Raw genomic sequence first — 17,345 nt, 5'->3', positions numbered from 1 at the left:
CTTTTAATTGATGTAACTAATTGATTGTACTAATTCATTTACTTCGTATGTTTTATAATGATCTGCTTCATTAAGAATGTGACGAATTTCATGTAGTGCTTCTTTTTCAGCGAAAGATTTTTTCAACGTATGTTTTTGTTGACCTTTAGACAAGTAATCAATTTTGTCAAAGTTATTATCTAATTTGATGATAGTTTTTTGAATTTTTTTTATAACGTACTTTTCTTTTTCTGTGTAATTTGTCATCCATTGCTCTCCCTTTTCACTTTAATGACTGATTCATATATTTTTCAAATTCTCTTTTTTGATGTCTTTTCGTCGGTTGGCAAAGTATAACGATCAAGACGATCCACCCAATCACCGGTAGCAAACCAATTAATAACCATGCAGCGGATCGATTGATATCATGTAGACGTCTAACTGTCAACGTGAATTGTGCAATAAACAATAGAATACCTATGCTGATCACAAATATGTTAGTGCTAGCAAATGTAATATAAGAAAATCCTGTTAAAGTAATTCCTGTACTGTAGAACAATAAGTTGTATAGTACGCTATAAACGATTGTTGGGATCCAATATTGTTTTCTAGTTGCAGTATAATTCCACTTCAACATGTCCTTCCAAAATTCTAATAAAGGGGTCATTTTTCATCTTCTTTCTTTTTGCTATATTTCCTATTACTAAAACTTTTTTCTGCTTTGTTCAAAAATTATGCTTGGTTAATGATCATATCTCACCGCCTTTTTTGTTTAATATTTTTCTTTCATAACTCTAGATTAACCCTTTTTTTTATTCGTAATAACAAAGTATTGTCCAATTATTCGCCGATTTTTTATCCATAAAAACTTTCTATGATAAATTTCTTTTAAAATAAATTTTTCAAAAAGGATCTTAAGTTTGTAGAGGTATAGAATCAGAATTGATTGTTCACCCCCATTTTTATTCATGCCTTTATTTACTTCCGCTCGCAATACCTTTAAACAAAAACCCATGTTTCAACAGGACGAAAAAGTAGCTTTAGCGAAAAAATCCTTTAAATATGCTGATTAGTTATATTTGTAGCTTTAAAGTTGAAAAAATATGACTAATAAAATCAATACTTACAGATAAAAATTTAAATCCTTCTTTTTATCTTATAAGGATTTATTCCTAACCAGAGCAAAAGCTAACTTGATACAAAAAAATGCTCTATAAATATTATTCGGATAAAACTATACAGAATTTTGTGATTCATTTTGCTACTAAATCAATCTTAAACTGTCCAACAAAAAAAAATTCACTTAATTTTCTAAAAACGAAAATTATTCAGTTTACCTTATCTCATATCAAAAGTTTTTTTATTAAAGAATTTTACAACATCGATGATAAGACATCTTCAAGTGACTCGTATGGTAAGTTAGTTTATCGCTTTTCTTAAAAGAGCAGAATGATTCGTAGTATCGTAACCCTGTTTAAAAGATTATTTTTCTAATTATCTTCTTTAAGAAAATTTTTACTTCTGAGAAAGCGTCCATTCCTTATTAGTACAGAACCTTAAGAATTAAGTCATTTATTCTAAGAAGTATAGATAAACCAGTGTTTCCTGTTCATTTAGTTACTAAATTATTCAACATCAAATAAGAATATTTCTCGTATTGCACCCACTAAAACGAATCAAATTTTTGTTTATAAGAAAGAATAATTTTTACAGTTATACTTTACTTCCTTTTAGCGTATCAACTATTGACTGTCGGATAATGCGACAGAAATCGCATCTTATACCTATTTGATTTCATTAAAATGAAGTCATAAAAAAAGGAGGTATACTTATGTATAGAAGTAATGGAAATTATGAAGCCTTTGCTAAACCAAAAAAACCTAATAACGCAGATGAAATTTCAGCATATTTGATTGGCTCCGGATTAGCTTCACTTTCTGCAGCTGCATTTTTAATCAGAGATGGTCAAGTGAAAGGTGAAAAAATTCATATCATTGAAGAACTACCAATTACAGGAGGTTCTTTAGATGGAATGTACAAGCAAGAGTATGGATTTGTTACTAGAGGCGGTAGAGAGATGGAGAGTCATTTTGAATGTTTATGGGATCTATACCGCTCAATTCCATCTTTAGAGGTAGAAGGTGCATCTGTTTTAGATGAATTTTATTGGTTAAATAAAGAAGATCCTAATTCATCACACTGTAGACTTATTTACAAAAAGGGAGAACGCTTTCCAAGTGATGGTAATTTAACCTTAAGCGAAAAGGCAACTAAGGAAATTTTTGCTCTTTGCTTAATGAAAGAAAATCAATTACAAGATAAAAAAATCTCAGATGTATTTTCGAAAGATTTTTTTGAATCAAACTTTTGGGCTTATTGGAGTACAATGTTTGCCTTTGAAAAATGGCATTCAGCGATGGAAATGCGTAGATACTTAATGCGCTTTGTTCATCACATCGATGCACTAGCAGATTTTTCATCATTGAAATTTACTAAGTACAATCAATATGAGTCGCTTGTTTTACCACTACTTTCTTATCTGAAAAATCATGGAGTGCATTTCCTATATAATACAAAAGTAGAAAATATAATCATTGACACAAAAAATAATGAAAAAGTAGCACAAAGCATAATCTTAACAAACGAAGACGAAAAACAAACGATTGAACTAAGTAAAAATGATTTAGTCTTTGTAACTAATGGATCTATTACAGAAAGTTCAACATATGGTAATAATGATACGCCAGCGCCTCCAACACATGATTTAGGTGGAAGCTGGACACTATGGAAGAGACTAGCTGAACAGGATCCATCATTCGGACGTCCAGAGAAATTTTGTGAAAACTTACCTCCAGAAAGCTGGTTTGTTTCCGCGACAATTACAACACTAGATAAAAAAATTGCTCCTTACATTGAAAAAATAAGTAAAAGAGATCCATATGCAGGAAAAGTAGTGACCGGTGGAATCGTCCATGTAAAGGATTCAAATTGGAAGTTAAGTTACACATTGAACAGACAGCCACATTTCAAGAGTCAGCCAAAGGATCAATTAGTCGTTTGGGTTTATGCGCTACTATCTAACAAACCAGGTAATTATATTAAAAAATCAATTACAGAATGTACAGGAAATGAAATTGCACAGGAGTGGTTGTACCAAATGGGTGTACCAGTAAGTAAAATTAAGAATTTAGCACTAAATTCTTGCAACACTGTACCTTGTTATATGCCATATATAACATCTTACTTTATGCCTAGAGCAAATGGTGACCGGCCATTGGTTATACCTAAAGGATCTAAAAACTTAGCCTTTATTGGTAACTTTGCTGAGACTGGAAGAGATACTGTTTTTACAACAGAGTATTCCGTCCGAACTGCGATGGAAGCTGTTTATACACTGTTAGATATTGATCGTGGTGTTCCCGAAGTCTTTGCGTCATCTTATGACATAAGAATGTTACTTAAAGCCTTTTACTACCTGAATGATAGAAAAGGAATAAAAGAGGTGAAAGTTCCATTATTAGCCAAATTAATCGAAAAACATGAGCTGAAAAAAATAAAAGGAACTTTCTTAGAAGAATTACTGCAAGAATCAAAATTACTTTAGAAAAGTTTTAAAAAATTAATCAAATTGATTAAGGAGGAAGTTAATATGTATTATTCTAATGGGAACTATCATGCATTTGCACATCCTAAGAAACCAAAAGGTGTTGAAGATAAATCAGCATATTTAATCGGATCTGGTTTAGCATCGTTAGCAGCTGCTGTATTTTTGATTCGTGATGGACAGATGCCAGGTAAGAATATTCATATTTTAGAAGAGTTATCCTTACCCGGTGGGAGCCTCGATGCCACACTACAACCCGAAAATGGTTTTGTTATGCGTGGTGGTCGAGAAATGGAAGAACATTTCGAAACATTGTGGGATTTATTCCGTTCAATCCCTTCTTTAGATACCAAAAATGCTACAGTTTTAGATGAATTTTTCTGGCTAGCAAAAGAAGATCCAAGTTTCTCTCATGCTCGTATAATTGAAAATAATGGAACAAGAATGGCTACAGATGGACAACTTAAACTGTCCAAACAAGATATTAGAGAAATTTTATCCTTAGTTTTAATGACAGAGGAAGAATTGAATGATACAAAGATAAATGACATATTTAGTCCAGAGTTTTTTGAATCAAATTTTTGGTTATATTGGGCATCAATGTTTGCTTTTGAGCCTTGGGCTTCAGCGATGGAAATGCGGCGATATTTATTAAGGTTTGTACACCACGTAGGAGCATTGGCTGATATGTCATCATTAAGATTTACTAAGTATAATCAATATGAATCATTGGTAAAACCACTGATTCATTATTTAGAAGAACATCATGTTCATTTCCAATATAACACAGCGGTTAAAAACGTAATTGTAAAAAAAGATGAAGACAAAAAAATTGCCACTTCATTAGAGTTAGTGGTCGATGGAATTGAAAAAAACATCTCTTTGACAGAGAATGACCTGATCTTTGTAACGAACGGTTCTATTACAGAAAGTACTACGTACGGAAGCAACCACAAGCCTGCTGATACCAATCACGAACTAGGAGCTTCTTGGGCATTATGGAAAGCTTTAGCCAGACAAGATTCAGACTTTGGTAAACCAGAAAAATTTTGTGATAACATTCCAAAAGAAAACTGGGTGATTTCAGGAACAATTACATTAAAAGATGATCGTGTATTACCGTATATTGAAAATATTAGTAAAAAAGATCCTCGTAGTGGATCAATTGTAACAAGTGGACCTGTTACAATCAAAGATTCAAGCTGGTTTTATGGCTATTCTATTAGTCGACAACCTGTTTATAAAGCTCAAAATCCAAATGAAACAGTTGTTTGGGTCTACGGTCTATTTTCTGACAAAAAAGGCGATTTTGTGAAGAAAAAAATTACAGAATGTACAGGTATTGAATTATGCGAAGAATGGCTATATCATATTGGTGTTCCAATCTCTGAAATTCATGATATTGCTACAAATTCTGCGAATACGATACCAAGCCATATGCCATATATCACTTCTTACTTTATGCCAAGAGCTGTGGGAGATCGTCCGTTAGTTGTACCAAAAGGTTCACAAAATTTAGCCTTTATAGGTAATTTTGCAGAAACGGATCGGGATACTGTTTTTACAACAGAGTATTCGGTTAGAACAGCTATGGAAGCCGTTTATACATTGTTAGAGATTGATCGTGGTGTTCCAGAAGTATTTGCCTCCTCTTTTGATGTCAGGACTATTTTAGAAACCCTTTACTATCTAAATGATCAAAAAGGACTAAATGAAGTGAATATGCCTTTAATTGATCACCTTATTGAAAAAGAAGCGTTGAAGAAGATTAGAGGAAGTTATATAGAAGAGCTATTAGAGAATGCAAATCTAATTTAAATCGACTTCTTACAATTAAAAAAGAATGAGTTTACTACGCAATTGATGCATTATTGCACGTATCTTCCCCAAACAATAATAAAAGTAAGTCATTCGTATTCTCTTAGGACATAGTTGAGACAGCCCAGGATTTTTTAAACAAAGACGAAACAATTCATTTTTATCAAAATTAAGACATTAACAATATAATTAGGATGTAAAAATATTGACAACTTAACAATTAGGCTCTTTGTCATCTAATATTGTTGAAGAAAATCCTAAGAATCATATCACTTAATATTTTTCCTAAAGAAAATTTATACGATTGTAAAAAGTTTAACTTTTTCGGAGTGGAGAAATCCACTCCATTTTTGTATGCTTTTATTGATGATTTGAGGAAGCTTTTAATACATCTTATCTATATTATACCGGACTCTGACAGCTTAGTTTCCCTCCATATGATTGTAATTGTAGTAATCAAGTTAGATATCAATTTCTCACATCAATGAGAATCTCTTCCGTCATAAATTTTATACTTTAATAGGCTAAAGAAATTCTCCATAATTGAATTATCTAAGAAATTCTCTTTACGAAACATAGTTTGGAAGTCTTATGTCCTTTCAATCCATGCCTCTAAGCTTTAATTTATTATTTTCATCTTTTAATAGGACTTATGTATTTGCTATAAATTTCTCTCTAGTTAGTTTCCTCTACTCTTCGTAAAATTGTTTGATTTTGATTATCTACTTAGACAAAAAAATTCATAACTTAATGTCGATTTTTCTGCACTAAAAAAGGGGTCAGTAACTTTTAAGTTTCTGACCCATCAAATAATTGTCCTAATACTTATAAAAATGATTTTTAGCTGAGTAATTAGTAAGACGATCAAATTTGTCTTACAAAACAGACTATCTAGAAAATACATTCTCTAAATACTCTTTAATATTTGTATTTGAAGTTCCGTAACAAAATTCTCTTCATCTGAACTATTAAAATGATTCGCCATAGAAACCTCATAGACCATTGGGTTTCCTTTGTAACCAAGACTTTCATATGCTTCTTTAAGAGTAAGATAACTCTTCAAATAGTTCTCCAAATTCCAGCTAAATTTCACACATAAGTATTCTCCCCCAACTAATTCGTCTGTCATCGCGTATAGGTTGAAATTTTTTATCGGATAAACATTGATAAAAAGAGAGCTGTATTCTATTTCATCTAGTGAAGAATAGTCTCCTAGAACATATGAGCAATTATACTGATATGATTTTGGAATCAAATTGTTCCTTCTAAGTAGAGAATAAAGCTCTGAAAAATAAAGATCTGGTTGAGTCAAAGGAGTATTTTTTTCATTGCACATATATTTTATTATTGTTCTATTTTCAATTGTTCTTCGATACACCTTTCCCTCAGGTTTACTTAGTAGTACGTTTTGGAAACTAAGTTCCTTCCTTTGATTTTCAATCAACCCTTTTATATGGCCCAACTCATTCATTTGACTTTGTATTTCTTTTTCTTGTTTTTTCAAAAACGAACAGAAATATTCAGGTGACAAAGACATTGCATTTTTAATATCATCAATAGACATGTTTAATTTTCTCAAATACTTGATTATCTCTAAATAGAATAATTGTCGAACAGAATAGTACCTATAGTTGTTTTCTTTGTTAATATATTCTGGCTTAAATAGGTTAATTTGATCATAATACCTTAAAGTTCGAATAGAGATATTACTCAGTTTTGAAATTTTTCCAATCGATAAATATTCCAAACATACACCTCTCCCTTGACTCTCTAGTTACGTTAGAGTTTATCCTAATAGTATCTTAACATAAAGGAGAAAATATTTATGACGAAAACATTGAGACTACTGGCTGCTGATTGGCAAGCTGGAAATAAACCAGAATATTATTTCGGCGCAGAACTTTTATCGTGGTTAGCCCCCCAAAATAACAATCAAAAGGAAGTTAGGCTTCCAATTGCGCATCCTGATACTACAAATTTATTGAAAGAAAATGGTGTAGTCGCGCAAAAAGTAGTGAAAGAGAATGTTCAAATCTCAAAGAGAGTTCTCGAAGAAGAGCAACCTGAAAAAATCATTACATTAGGAGGATCTTGTTTAGTATCTCAGGCTCCTTTTGATTATCTGAAAGGTAAGTATAAAGATGAATTAGGAGTCATCTGGATTGATGCGCATCCAGATATATCAAATCCTACAATATTTCACAATGAACATGCAATGGTTCTAGGCAATCTATTAGGTATGGGGGATCCCGAACTTTCACAAATAGTAGAAAACCCACTATCCTCAGATTCTATTCTGTACGTAGGCTTGCAAGAACCTAGCTTTGATGAAAAGGATATATTAGCTGATTTAAAAATCAATTATACGATCCAACAAGATAAGCATCTGAATTATCCTGAAATTCAGGAATGGATCAACCAAAATAAGTTCAAAAAAATTGCAATCCACTTTGACCTAGATGTTTTAGATCCTACTTTATTCAGATCGGTCTATTTTGCGGAACCTGGGAAAGACAACTTTCCATCTGGCGCAGGAAATATGTCTATATCGGTCGTTACATCCATTTTAACGAACTTGTTTGAGAATAATGAAATCGTTGGTTTGACTATAGCAGAATATTTACCTTGGGATGCGATAAAACTGAAGGAACTAATGAATAAACTGAAAATATTTACCTAATAAATTTCTATAAATAATAATGTGTGTAACAGTTCTTCAAAGTGATCAGAAACTTTTTAAGTTTCTGACCCTACAGTAAATTATTCGACATGCATAAACGGTATAGCTAACTTAACAACCCTTTTTTCTTTTCGCTAAGAAAAGATATATCAATTAATAGCGGAGGCATCATTGAAGATCATCAAGTGTTTGCTCTCCATGCTCAAATCATACCCGCATAACTCCTTGAAATATGTGCGATAATCTGTTTCAGCTATGCGAACGACCTCTTTACTAGAAAAGTTCTCAAAATGGACTAATTCTTTGACTAGGGACAATTTAACATCAGTTTTTAAGTTTTCAGGCCACCACTACCAAAAGGTTTCTCGCGTTAGGTCTTCCAATAAAGTATCCAATCGCTGAACTTGTGTTACCATGTAGACTTCTAGTTTTTTGTGTCTCTTTTGGTTCCTTTAGATACTTGAGTGACTCCTTTTAATAATCCTTTCGCGTAGTGAATATAGACATGTTTTTTTCTACGTGCTCCTTTACATTGATCAGATTTATTCAACTTCTTTATCCATATCTTTCGTCAATATTTTTCTTTATTAGAAAAGAATGTACAGGGGAAAATGCAACAATCGCTATCACAAATATAGTTTAGTTTGTTTGATAACCAACATTCATATGAAATTGTGTAACACATAGTACATTTTAAACTTTTGTTTTTGGCATATAATCAATTCCGTACTTCTTGATACTTCAGCCATTAGATTTTTATAATAAAGATTTTTGAAATAAGATTTACTATTTTTGACACAGAAAAATCCCAATACAGTAGAGTAGTGTTTTCCAAACTCAAGCATCCCCTTTACGCGTGTTAATTTTTAAATATATCTATAAGTAGTTTTAGAAGTATATTTTACGTTCCCGGTTAGCGATTTCGATTATATTAGCAAATTATCTGTACTTATATCTAGTTAATCTGCATGACAATTACTTTGGTCGCGATAAAGGTATCACCAACTTGTTGGCCATATATATTTGCAGATCTTTCAAGTTGTAAATCAGCACGAGATCCTTCCACTATTCGAGAATTCTGAGATTGTGCATCATAAATAATCACTTTTATTTCAGTCTCAGTAGTAATCACAAAGGAAAATTTTTCTTCAGAGGATTCTGCCATATCATAGACTTCACCGTCTTCTCCTTTAATTTGGGACGTATTCGTCAATTCCATTTCAAAGCGCTCACCATCTATACTAACGAGTGTTCCCGTTTTGTCGGCTTGATCCAGTTCTGCATTTGTCTTTTCTTCATCTGTTTGATCCGCAGTATCTTGATCATTATTCCCACTTTGACTATCTTCCGTTTGATTCTGAGGCGTATTAATTTGAGTGTTAAGGGGTACGTTGTCGTTGCTCGTCTGTTTGTCATTCGCAATGACTCCACAGCCACTGAGTAACGCTGCAAACAAAACAATTACTATTTTTCTTTTTTTCATAGAAACACCTTCCTTTTATTCATAGCGTAATGCTTCGATCGGTTTTAATTTCGACGCCTTATAGGCTGGTAAGTAGCCAAAAATTGTACCAATCAACATCGAAAATGACACACTGATCAAAATCGATAACAATGAGATCGTCATAGGATAATTTAACAGATTCAAAGCGATCAGACTGATGAGCATGCCCACAAAGATCCCAATCAATCCACCAATCACCGATAAAACGATCGCTTCCGTTAAAAATTGCTGCAAAATCACTTTACGTTTCGCACCTAAGGCTTTCTTCAAACCGATCTCTCTGGTACGCTCTGTCACACTGACCAGCATCGTATTCATCACCCCGATCCCACCGACGAGTAAGGAAATGCTGGCAATTCCCCCCAGTAAAATCATATTCGATCGATTGATATCATCAGTCATTTTCTTGACTTCATCATAGTTGCGAATAGAAAAAACAAAATCCGAAGGCGGAATATGCTTGGTTAATTCATGGCTGGCTTGTAAGACCGCTGATTCTAAGTCTTCAGCATTTGACGCCTGAAAAAGCACTATTGGCTTTTGATTAAGTTTTCCTTCAGCTATACTTTGACTGCCTCGAGGGATGAAGACATATTTCCCTGATAATTGATCCGTGTCAGAAACGGCTACGCCAACGATGCGAAATGGTGTGCCATTGATTTCGATCAATTGATTTACAGGATTTTGATACTTGAAAAAAACTTCTGCGAGGTCAGATGTGATTACGGCAACTTGTTTTTGTGAACGCAGTTCGGTTCCGGTCATTGCTCTCCCTGCAAGGATCGTATGCGGTAATATCTCAAAGAAACTACTGTCCATGCCTAGCACTATCGTGTCTGTTTTTTGATCTCTTTGATATACAGTCATATTGGCTTCATGGAATAAGCTGACATTCTTCGCATGCGCAATGGTCAGTAGATGTTGCAGATCTCCTTCTGATAGTTGAGGGGCGTAATCAGGCAAACGATCATTTCTACCGCTTTCGCCCGCTAAAAAAGCACTTCTAGCGTCATATTCGATCCGCATCGAGTTAGTATCACCACCAATCAGCTGCTTTTTCATGTTTTCAGTATTTCCATTGATGATGCTCACAATGGAAATGATGGAGGCAATTCCGACAATGATTCCTAGCATCGTCAAGAGTGAACGCAAACGATGCTGGTAGATTGATTGGATGGCTAAGCGGATATGTTCAATCATTTTTCTCCCTCCTCGTCAATTTCCCCATCTTTTATAACGATTTGGCGTTTTGCATAGTCCGCGACCTCTTGTTCGTGAGTGATTAAAACAACTGTTTTTCCCAGATGATTCAGCTTCGAAAATAGTGCCATAATTTCATGACTATTGGCAGTATCTAAGGATCCCGTTGGCTCATCCGCTAAAATCAAATTTGCCTCTCCTGCTAATGCCCGAGCGATCGCCACTCGTTGTTTTTGTCCCCCAGACAACTGATTGATCCTAAAATCGATCCGATCACTCAACCCGACACTTTCCAATGCATAAATGGCTCGTTTTGTTCGTTCTTCCTGACTGACACCGGCATACAAAAGCGGTAAGGCAGCATTTTGTAAAACAGATAGTTTCGGCAGCAGTTCAAAATTTTGAAACACGAAGCCGATTTTTTGATTGCGGATCATAGAGAGATCATCTTCCTCCATCTGACTGGTGTTCTTGCCATCAAGCAAGTAGCTGCCCATTGTCGGTGTATCCAAACAGCCAATAATATTCATTAAAGTAGACTTGCCTGATCCTGATCGTCCCATGATGGAAACAAATTCGCCATGATCAATCGTTAGGTTGATCTTCTTCAAGACTTGAAGTTCTCCAGCTCCTTGTTTGAAATTTTTGTAAACATCAATCAACTGGATCATTTGATCTCACATCCATTCCTTCTTTGATACCGTTTCTTGGAAAAACAAGCTCCAGTTGCATATCCAGTTTACTTTCTAACAAATACATGGTTTCATCTGTTTCATCTTCGCCAATCTCTACTTTCATCTTTTTAATTCTCTGATTATCAATAACATATATGAACGAACTTCCGTCTTCATCTAACACAAATGATTTTGGTAGTTTGACTTCCTTTTTATCTTCTTCAATCAGTTCCACAAAACAATGAATACCAATGCTAGGCGGCTCTTCACTTTCATCTAAAACAACTTCAAAATGAAATTGCGACAAATTGGGATTTGCGCCTTGTTCTTCAACCACTACGGAAGGCTCTTTCATATCCCCAACTCGGGTGATCTTTCCAGTCCATCGCTGACTACCGCCATTACGGTCTCTAAGTTCAACCTTTTGACCAGGCTCAAGTTGATTGCGGCGAAATTCATCCACAGTTCCTTTTAAAAAAAGCCGACTGGTATCAACAATTGTCATGAAAGGATTTTCTGGAACTGATTCACCAGAACTCATGTTCATTTGTCGTTCATCCACATCTTTAATGATTCCGTCAATATCAGCATTCACGACATCTGAGCCATGCTGCTCTTTGACTGAACGTAGTTCTAATTCTGCCCGTTCCAGCTCTAATTCGGCATCGCCAATGCTGCTTTCCAAATTTTGCGCTTCCAGCAACAATTGACTTTGCTGCATTTCCAAGTCGGTCTTGCGTTCTTCTAGCGCTTCTTTGTCCTCTTCTTCGGCACCGGCGAGTTTTTGTTTATTCTCCTCCAACTGATTGGTTACCTTATTGTATTGCTCCCATTTTTGGTTGGTTTGTCGCCTTGCTTGTTCCAAAGCTCTCGTACGATTGGCCGTTATCTGTTCTGCTTCTTTAATGGCTAAGGCTCCCTCAGGGTTGGAATAAACAAAAAGGGCTTGTCCTGCTTTGACTTGATCCCCTGCCTCTACTTTTCTTTCGACGACTGCGCCTCTCTTGCTATCTACTTTTACTTCAACAGTTTTTGCTGGCTCAATGGACCCTACTAATTGAAAATCATTTTTTGGCTGTAAATCTTGTAAAGATATGCGAGTGATAACAGGCTCCTCGTGGCGATTAGACGCCCAAGTACCTGTCCACCCTAAACTACCAATGATCAGTAGAACACTAATGATCAGAATGCTCCTTTTTGATTTTTTTATGTGTTTTCTCAAATATTTCACCTTCCTGATTGATTAATTGTTTGACCATCTTTATTTAATCATTAAATCAGGCAGCGTTTAAAACGATTCTCTTAAGATAATCTGAAGATTCCTTAAGAATATCAACTTGGTAATCAATACCCTTCTTTCATATAAAGAATTCTTAAGAGTTAAAACCTATTTGTATCCTTACCTCTTTGCTATAATTAAGAATATTTCATTGAAAGGAGCTTTTTATGAATATCAAACGATCGGCATTTGTTTTTTCTTTGTTTGCCCTCTGTTTATTCGTAGCAGCCTTATGGCTATTGAAAGAAACCAGAATCGTCCAAACGGTTAGAGATAATCTTGTATCAAACCTTGTCATACAAGAAGTTGTTGAAACGGATAAAGGTGAGGGCACTAGGGTTTTAGGTACAATTTTTGATTTAAAACCCCTCAAGCAACTGTTTTTAGCATCCTCCCTATTTCTTGTTTTTACCGTTTCCTTAATCTGCTATTTTATCTATCGCTATTATTCAAAGAAAAAAATTGCAAAGATTGCCGAAAGAATCCCGCTCTTTTTCTCTCAATCTGCGGAATGTTCGACTGGTAGCCTGTCCATTGACCATGAATTATTAAGAATAAAAGATACAATGAACCGCAATGAAGCTCTTTTAAAGGAAGAAACACAGCGCACCAAAGACTTGATCACCTATTTGGCTCATGACTTGAAGACTCCCTTAGCCTCAGTGATTGGCTATCTCAATCTATTGTTGGATACGAAAAACTTGACCAATGAACAAATGACGCAATCCTTGACGATTGCTTTAGAAAAGTCTGAGCGTTTGGAAACGCTGATGAATGAATTTTTCGACATCACCCGTTTTAATCTGCAAGACATCCAATTGTATCAACGGGAACTTGATTTCGTCTTCTTACTGAAGCAAATCCAAGAAGAATTCTATCCGCTGCTGAAAGAAAAAGAACAAGTCATCTGCTACACTGGACCAGAGAGCTTGAAATTAGAAGCCGATAGTGAACAGTTGGCGCGAGTGTTAAACAATCTGTTAAAAAATGCCATTGCCTATGCACCTGATCAAACCACGATCACAATGCAGCTAATCGTAGACGAACAAGCAGCCACTTTCATCCTAGCGAATCAAAGTGAGCCGATCGAACAAGAACAATTGGAGGCATTATTTGAAAAATTTTATCGTCTGGATCAAGCTCGTTCAACCAAGACAGGTGGAGCAGGTCTCGGATTGGCGATCGCCAAAGAAATTATTTTGGCGCATCAGGGAACGATCCGAGCTGCTAGCAAGAACAATGAGATTCAAATGATCGTCACATTACCTTTAGCGACAAATCAACATGAAAAAACGAGAAAGTCAGTTAATTGAAAAGGAAGGTCAATACGAGTGGAAAAGATACTTTTAGTTGAAGATGAAAAAGAAATTTCAGATTTGATTGCCTTTTATTTACGAAACGAAAATTTTTCTGTCATCACTTGTGCAGATGGGCATGAAGCTCAGGTACAGATCGAGCAAAACAGCTTTTCTTTGGCGATTCTTGATGTCATGCTGCCAGATATCACAGGCTTTGACCTTTGTAAAATCATCCGCAAGAAGCATCATTACCCAATTATTATGTTGACAGCTAAATCTGAGGAGATCGATAAGATCACTGGTTTGACAATTGGTGCCGATGATTATATCACGAAGCCCTTTCGTCCGTTGGAAGTGATCGCTCGAGTGAAAGCTCAGATACGCCGCTCGACCCAATACAACGGCTCAGATCAAAACAAATTGATCGTGAGAGAGTTGGAATTAGATGTCAATAAGCGAAAATGTTTCTTGCAAGAAGAAGAACTTTCCCTGACGCCCATCGAATTTTCCATTTTAAAATTATTGATGGAGCGAAAAGGCCAAGTGGTAAGCTCTGAGGAAATGTTTCAAGAGGTTTGGGGCGAAAAATATTACACGTCTTCCAATAATACTATCATGGTCCACGTTCGAAACCTTCGGGAAAAAATGCACGATACCCACAAGAAGTCCTCTTATATCAAAACGGTTTGGGGAATCGGCTATAAAATGTGATATAAATTTATTTTTAGGTTCTATGCTTTATGGCTCCTTGATATTTCTGATTAACTAATTGACCGCAATCGCTCCTGCGATCACATTTCCTAAAATCAGAATAACTACAAACAACATCGCAGATCCCCCCCTTTCTCGTAACACTCAACTATATTGAAAAGATCACCGTTTCTAATGAGTAAAAATATCCCAAAGAAGTAAAATGTCTAAATTAAAACAGGATCAAAAACTATTAAGTTTCTGACCACATACAATATTTGTCCTAATACTCATAAATCTAAATTTTAATTGAACAATGATTTAGTTACGAGTTTATGAACACAAAAATAGAGTAATACATATAAATTACGGTAATTAAAAAGAGTGTACAGAAATAAGGGCTCTTCGACATTTGATCCTAATCACATGATTTGAAAAAAACGCCAAGCAAAACCTATTCACTAGTTTTTGCTTGGCGTTTTATTTGTTGTCAACTCAATTTCTGTGTATAAGGAAAAGCAAAGTTCATTGCAATAAAACTATTACCTGATTTTTCTTTTTTGTTATTAGTTTATCTAACAAAAAAACAACATCAGCTATTCATTATTCCCTGCATAAATTGATCTACAATTGTTTTAACAGGATTAATTTGATGGATCATTGAAATTCCTAGACCGACTGATGCAAACCCTTTTTCTAGATTTCCAAAAAGCATTCCATCTCTCATTCCATTTCCCCCTCCAGAAGCCTGAAGAATAGCTTCTCGGCTTTCTCCTGCTTCATCCATTGCAACTAATTTATAAGGAAGCAACCCAGGTAAAGAGCGATAATAAGCTGGAACAGTCCGATACAATAACATATCAGTTGCATTCGACGATATTAATTGATGTTTTATATTATCAGCTAATGGAGATTCTTTTGATGCTAGAAATGCGGTTCCAGAAAAAATACCATCCGCTCCTAATGCTAGCGCTGCTTTTGCCGTTCGAGCATCTGTAATCCCTCCGGCTGCTAATACAGGCACTCTTCCCTTCACTACATCAACTATTAAAGGTACTATTGAAAACGTGCCAATAACTTGATCTGGAACTGTCCCACCCTCGTCGAAACCTGTTGCTACGATTACATCAGCACCACCTTCTATTGCTACATTAGTGTCCTCAACAGTTGGAGCCCCACGATAAACAATTTTAATACCATTTGCTTTAAACTTTTGCGTCCATTCTTTTGAAAATTGCCCCACCATAACAGCAACTTCAACACCTTCTTCAACCATCATTTCAAGCATAGGTTGCGTATACATATCAAATCCTTCAACCATTGGAACAACATTAATTCCGATTGGGTTATTCGTAATACTTTTGGCAATTCGTACTTCCTTTCGCATATTTTCAATCGTTTTATCAATCGTGGTTGCGGCTTCTGTTTGACCAGCATTTATCCCCAATACTCCTAAAGCTCCAGTCTTACTTATTGCACCAACAAATTCACCATTTGTCAGCCAACTCATAGGACCTTGGATAATCGGTTTTTTTATTCCTAAAACTTCCGTAACGCTTTTTACCATAGTTGACACCTCTTTATCATTCATTTATATTTAAGTTACATCTGTCTCTTAAATTTCACAAGAGTCAAATTGACGAAAAATGTCATTTATGTGACATAATAGTTAGTAATGTCACCGAACAAGGAGAAAAATGAAACAAGATAAACGGTTTGCTAGAAGCGAACGCATAATTAGAGAGGCATTTTTGGAATTACTAGAAACTAAATCTTACGCGGAAATCAAGGTTACTGAGATTTGTCAGCTAGCAGATTGTTCACGCAATGCATTTTATTTACATTATGAAACAAAAGAACATTTATTAAGCAGTATTGTCCGTGAAATCACTGATAATATCCAGCAAAGTTGCCAGCCCGTTGTCAAATCTCTAAACAAAATTGGTGAAAATGAGTCCAGAAAGTATACTGATCAAATACTTCAAGCAATTGACAGAAATAAAAAAGTTGTCAGTATTCTTTTGAAACAAAACCAGATGAACTTTTTAAGATGCCTTAGTCATACCATGGTTGAATCAATGATAGAACATACCAAACCATTCAACGTTAGTCCTAATATTCCCTTAGTTGTCTATTTTTCTAGTGGAATATGTGGATTTATTGACTTTTGGTTGACAACCGATTTATCTTTGGAAGAAGCACAAGATATACTCCATCATACGGTCTTTAATCAATCCAAAAAAGAGTATTATAAATAAGAAACTTCATGGAAGCAATCTTCAAGTCTCTATCATGATCCTATAATTTCATAAGAAACCCCTCAAAAATAGAGCGGCACTAATCCTAAAAGTGAGAAGTAAGTAAAAACACTTTATAAATAGGCCATTTTATTTTTTGTATAGTAATATGTTTAAAAAATTTAAATGAACGAACTTATCTCTATACAATTAAGAATCTGAATCACAATTCTTTAAAGAAAGAGCAAGTCTTACTAATCAAGTACATGAAAAAAAGTGTCCAGAACAAAGATTTTCTAGGCATTCTATTTTTAAAATCAGTAAGAAACTTATACCCTTATTTTGACTTGATTTTTCATTGTAAATACAAATTGGTAATGAC

General features: G+C 34.8%; 14 protein-coding genes and 1 pseudogene. 6 read left to right on the top strand and 9 right to left on the bottom strand.

Translation table 11 applies throughout. The features are described 5' to 3' along the window. Positions 1-3 precede the first annotated feature (3 nt). Complete coding sequence (locus A5883_RS18015; protein ID WP_086339258.1) at positions 4-246, bottom strand: hypothetical protein; 243 nt, start codon at positions 244-246, stop codon at positions 4-6. 16 nt (positions 247-262) lie between these two features. Further along, a complete protein-coding gene (locus tag A5883_RS19755; protein ID WP_369596887.1) occupies positions 263-616 on the bottom strand; it encodes a DUF805 domain-containing protein in 354 nt (117 codons plus the stop codon). Positions 617-1,810: 1,194 nt separating this feature from the next. Between A5883_RS19755 and A5883_RS18005 the strand changes: the two genes are divergently transcribed. Beyond that, entirely contained in the window at positions 1,811-3,583 is a 1,773-nt protein-coding gene (locus A5883_RS18005; protein WP_086339256.1) for an oleate hydratase, read from the top strand. 45 nt (positions 3,584-3,628) lie between these two features. Then, entirely contained in the window at positions 3,629-5,401 is a 1,773-nt protein-coding gene (locus tag A5883_RS18000) for an oleate hydratase (RefSeq protein WP_086339255.1), read from the top strand. Between the two features lie 907 nt (positions 5,402-6,308). On the opposite strand, the gene A5883_RS17995 is transcribed toward A5883_RS18000, so the two are convergent. Next, complete coding sequence (locus A5883_RS17995) at positions 6,309-7,148, bottom strand: MerR family transcriptional regulator (RefSeq protein ID WP_086339254.1); 840 nt, start codon at positions 7,146-7,148, stop codon at positions 6,309-6,311. Positions 7,149-7,226: 78 nt separating this feature from the next. On the opposite strand from A5883_RS17995, the gene A5883_RS17990 reads away from it, so the two are divergent. Next, on the top strand, positions 7,227-8,081 hold the full coding sequence (locus A5883_RS17990; RefSeq protein ID WP_086339253.1) for an arginase family protein: 855 nt from the start codon (positions 7,227-7,229) through the stop codon (positions 8,079-8,081). A 149-nt stretch (positions 8,082-8,230) separates the two neighbouring features. Here A5883_RS17990 and A5883_RS19840 read toward each other — a convergent pair. The 5 genes and pseudogenes from A5883_RS19840 to A5883_RS17970 all read right to left on the bottom strand — a co-directional run. Further along, positions 8,231-8,407 (bottom strand): annotated as a pseudogene (locus A5883_RS19840) (DUF7006 family protein); the annotation flags it as partial. Positions 8,408-9,036: 629 nt separating this feature from the next. Continuing rightward, positions 9,037-9,564, bottom strand: coding sequence for a hypothetical protein (locus A5883_RS17985; protein ID WP_086339252.1), 528 nt, complete (start codon positions 9,562-9,564; stop codon positions 9,037-9,039). Between the two features lie 15 nt (positions 9,565-9,579). After that, positions 9,580-10,785 (bottom strand): ABC transporter permease, encoded by a 1,206-nt coding sequence (locus A5883_RS17980; RefSeq protein WP_086339251.1) that lies wholly within the window; start codon positions 10,783-10,785, stop codon positions 9,580-9,582. Further along, positions 10,782-11,456 (bottom strand): ABC transporter ATP-binding protein, encoded by a 675-nt coding sequence (locus A5883_RS17975; RefSeq protein WP_086339250.1) that lies wholly within the window; start codon positions 11,454-11,456, stop codon positions 10,782-10,784. The genes A5883_RS17980 and A5883_RS17975 overlap by 4 nt, the downstream gene beginning before the upstream one ends. After that, positions 11,440-12,690 carry an efflux RND transporter periplasmic adaptor subunit gene (locus tag A5883_RS17970; RefSeq protein ID WP_254907903.1) on the bottom strand — a complete coding sequence of 417 codons (1,251 nt, stop codon included), beginning with the start codon at positions 12,688-12,690 and terminating at the stop codon, positions 11,440-11,442. Before A5883_RS17970 ends, A5883_RS17975 begins: the two co-directional genes overlap by 17 nt. A 215-nt stretch (positions 12,691-12,905) precedes the next feature. Here A5883_RS17970 and A5883_RS17965 point away from each other — a divergent pair, with 215 nt between their 5' ends. Both A5883_RS17965 and A5883_RS17960 read left to right on the top strand, forming a co-directional pair. Next, a complete protein-coding gene (locus A5883_RS17965; protein ID WP_086339249.1) occupies positions 12,906-14,051 on the top strand; it encodes a sensor histidine kinase in 1,146 nt (381 codons plus the stop codon). 18 nt (positions 14,052-14,069) lie between these two features. Next, a complete protein-coding gene (locus tag A5883_RS17960; RefSeq protein ID WP_086338318.1) occupies positions 14,070-14,747 on the top strand; it encodes a response regulator transcription factor in 678 nt (225 codons plus the stop codon). Between the two features lie 571 nt (positions 14,748-15,318). On the opposite strand, the gene A5883_RS17955 is transcribed toward A5883_RS17960, so the two are convergent. Continuing rightward, complete coding sequence (locus A5883_RS17955; RefSeq protein ID WP_086338319.1) at positions 15,319-16,293, bottom strand: NAD(P)H-dependent flavin oxidoreductase; 975 nt, start codon at positions 16,291-16,293, stop codon at positions 15,319-15,321. Between the two features lie 130 nt (positions 16,294-16,423). Between A5883_RS17955 and A5883_RS17950 the strand changes: the two genes are divergently transcribed. Beyond that, positions 16,424-16,984 (top strand): TetR/AcrR family transcriptional regulator, encoded by a 561-nt coding sequence (locus tag A5883_RS17950; RefSeq protein WP_086338320.1) that lies wholly within the window; start codon positions 16,424-16,426, stop codon positions 16,982-16,984. The last annotated feature ends 361 nt before the right edge of the window (positions 16,985-17,345 follow it).

This window comes from Enterococcus sp. 5B3_DIV0040, assembly GCF_002140755.1.
Taxonomy (GTDB): Bacteria; Bacillota; Bacilli; order Lactobacillales; family Enterococcaceae; genus Enterococcus_D; species Enterococcus_D casseliflavus.
This window is presented reverse-complemented; position numbering and strand designations above follow the sequence as displayed.

Bases quoted from the DNA above. Each gene is read 5' to 3' on its own strand.
- A5883_RS18015 (WP_086339258.1), bottom strand. From the start codon at position 246: ATGACAAATTACACAGAAAAAGAAAAGTACGTTATAAAAAAAATTCAA.
- A5883_RS19755 (WP_369596887.1), bottom strand. From the start codon at position 616: ATGTTGAAGTGGAATTATACTGCAACTAGAAAACAATATTGGATCCCA.
- A5883_RS18005 (WP_086339256.1), top strand. From the start codon at position 1,811: ATGTATAGAAGTAATGGAAATTATGAAGCCTTTGCTAAACCAAAAAAA.
- A5883_RS18000 (WP_086339255.1), top strand. From the start codon at position 3,629: ATGTATTATTCTAATGGGAACTATCATGCATTTGCACATCCTAAGAAA.
- A5883_RS17990 (WP_086339253.1), top strand. From the start codon at position 7,227: ATGACGAAAACATTGAGACTACTGGCTGCTGATTGGCAAGCTGGAAAT.
- A5883_RS17985 (WP_086339252.1), bottom strand. From the start codon at position 9,564: ATGAAAAAAAGAAAAATAGTAATTGTTTTGTTTGCAGCGTTACTCAGT.
- A5883_RS17980 (WP_086339251.1), bottom strand. From the start codon at position 10,785: ATGATTGAACATATCCGCTTAGCCATCCAATCAATCTACCAGCATCGT.
- A5883_RS17975 (WP_086339250.1), bottom strand. From the start codon at position 11,456: ATGATCCAGTTGATTGATGTTTACAAAAATTTCAAACAAGGAGCTGGA.
- A5883_RS17965 (WP_086339249.1), top strand. From the start codon at position 12,906: ATGAATATCAAACGATCGGCATTTGTTTTTTCTTTGTTTGCCCTCTGT.
- A5883_RS17955 (WP_086338319.1), bottom strand. From the start codon at position 16,293: ATGGTAAAAAGCGTTACGGAAGTTTTAGGAATAAAAAAACCGATTATC.
- A5883_RS17950 (WP_086338320.1), top strand. From the start codon at position 16,424: ATGAAACAAGATAAACGGTTTGCTAGAAGCGAACGCATAATTAGAGAG.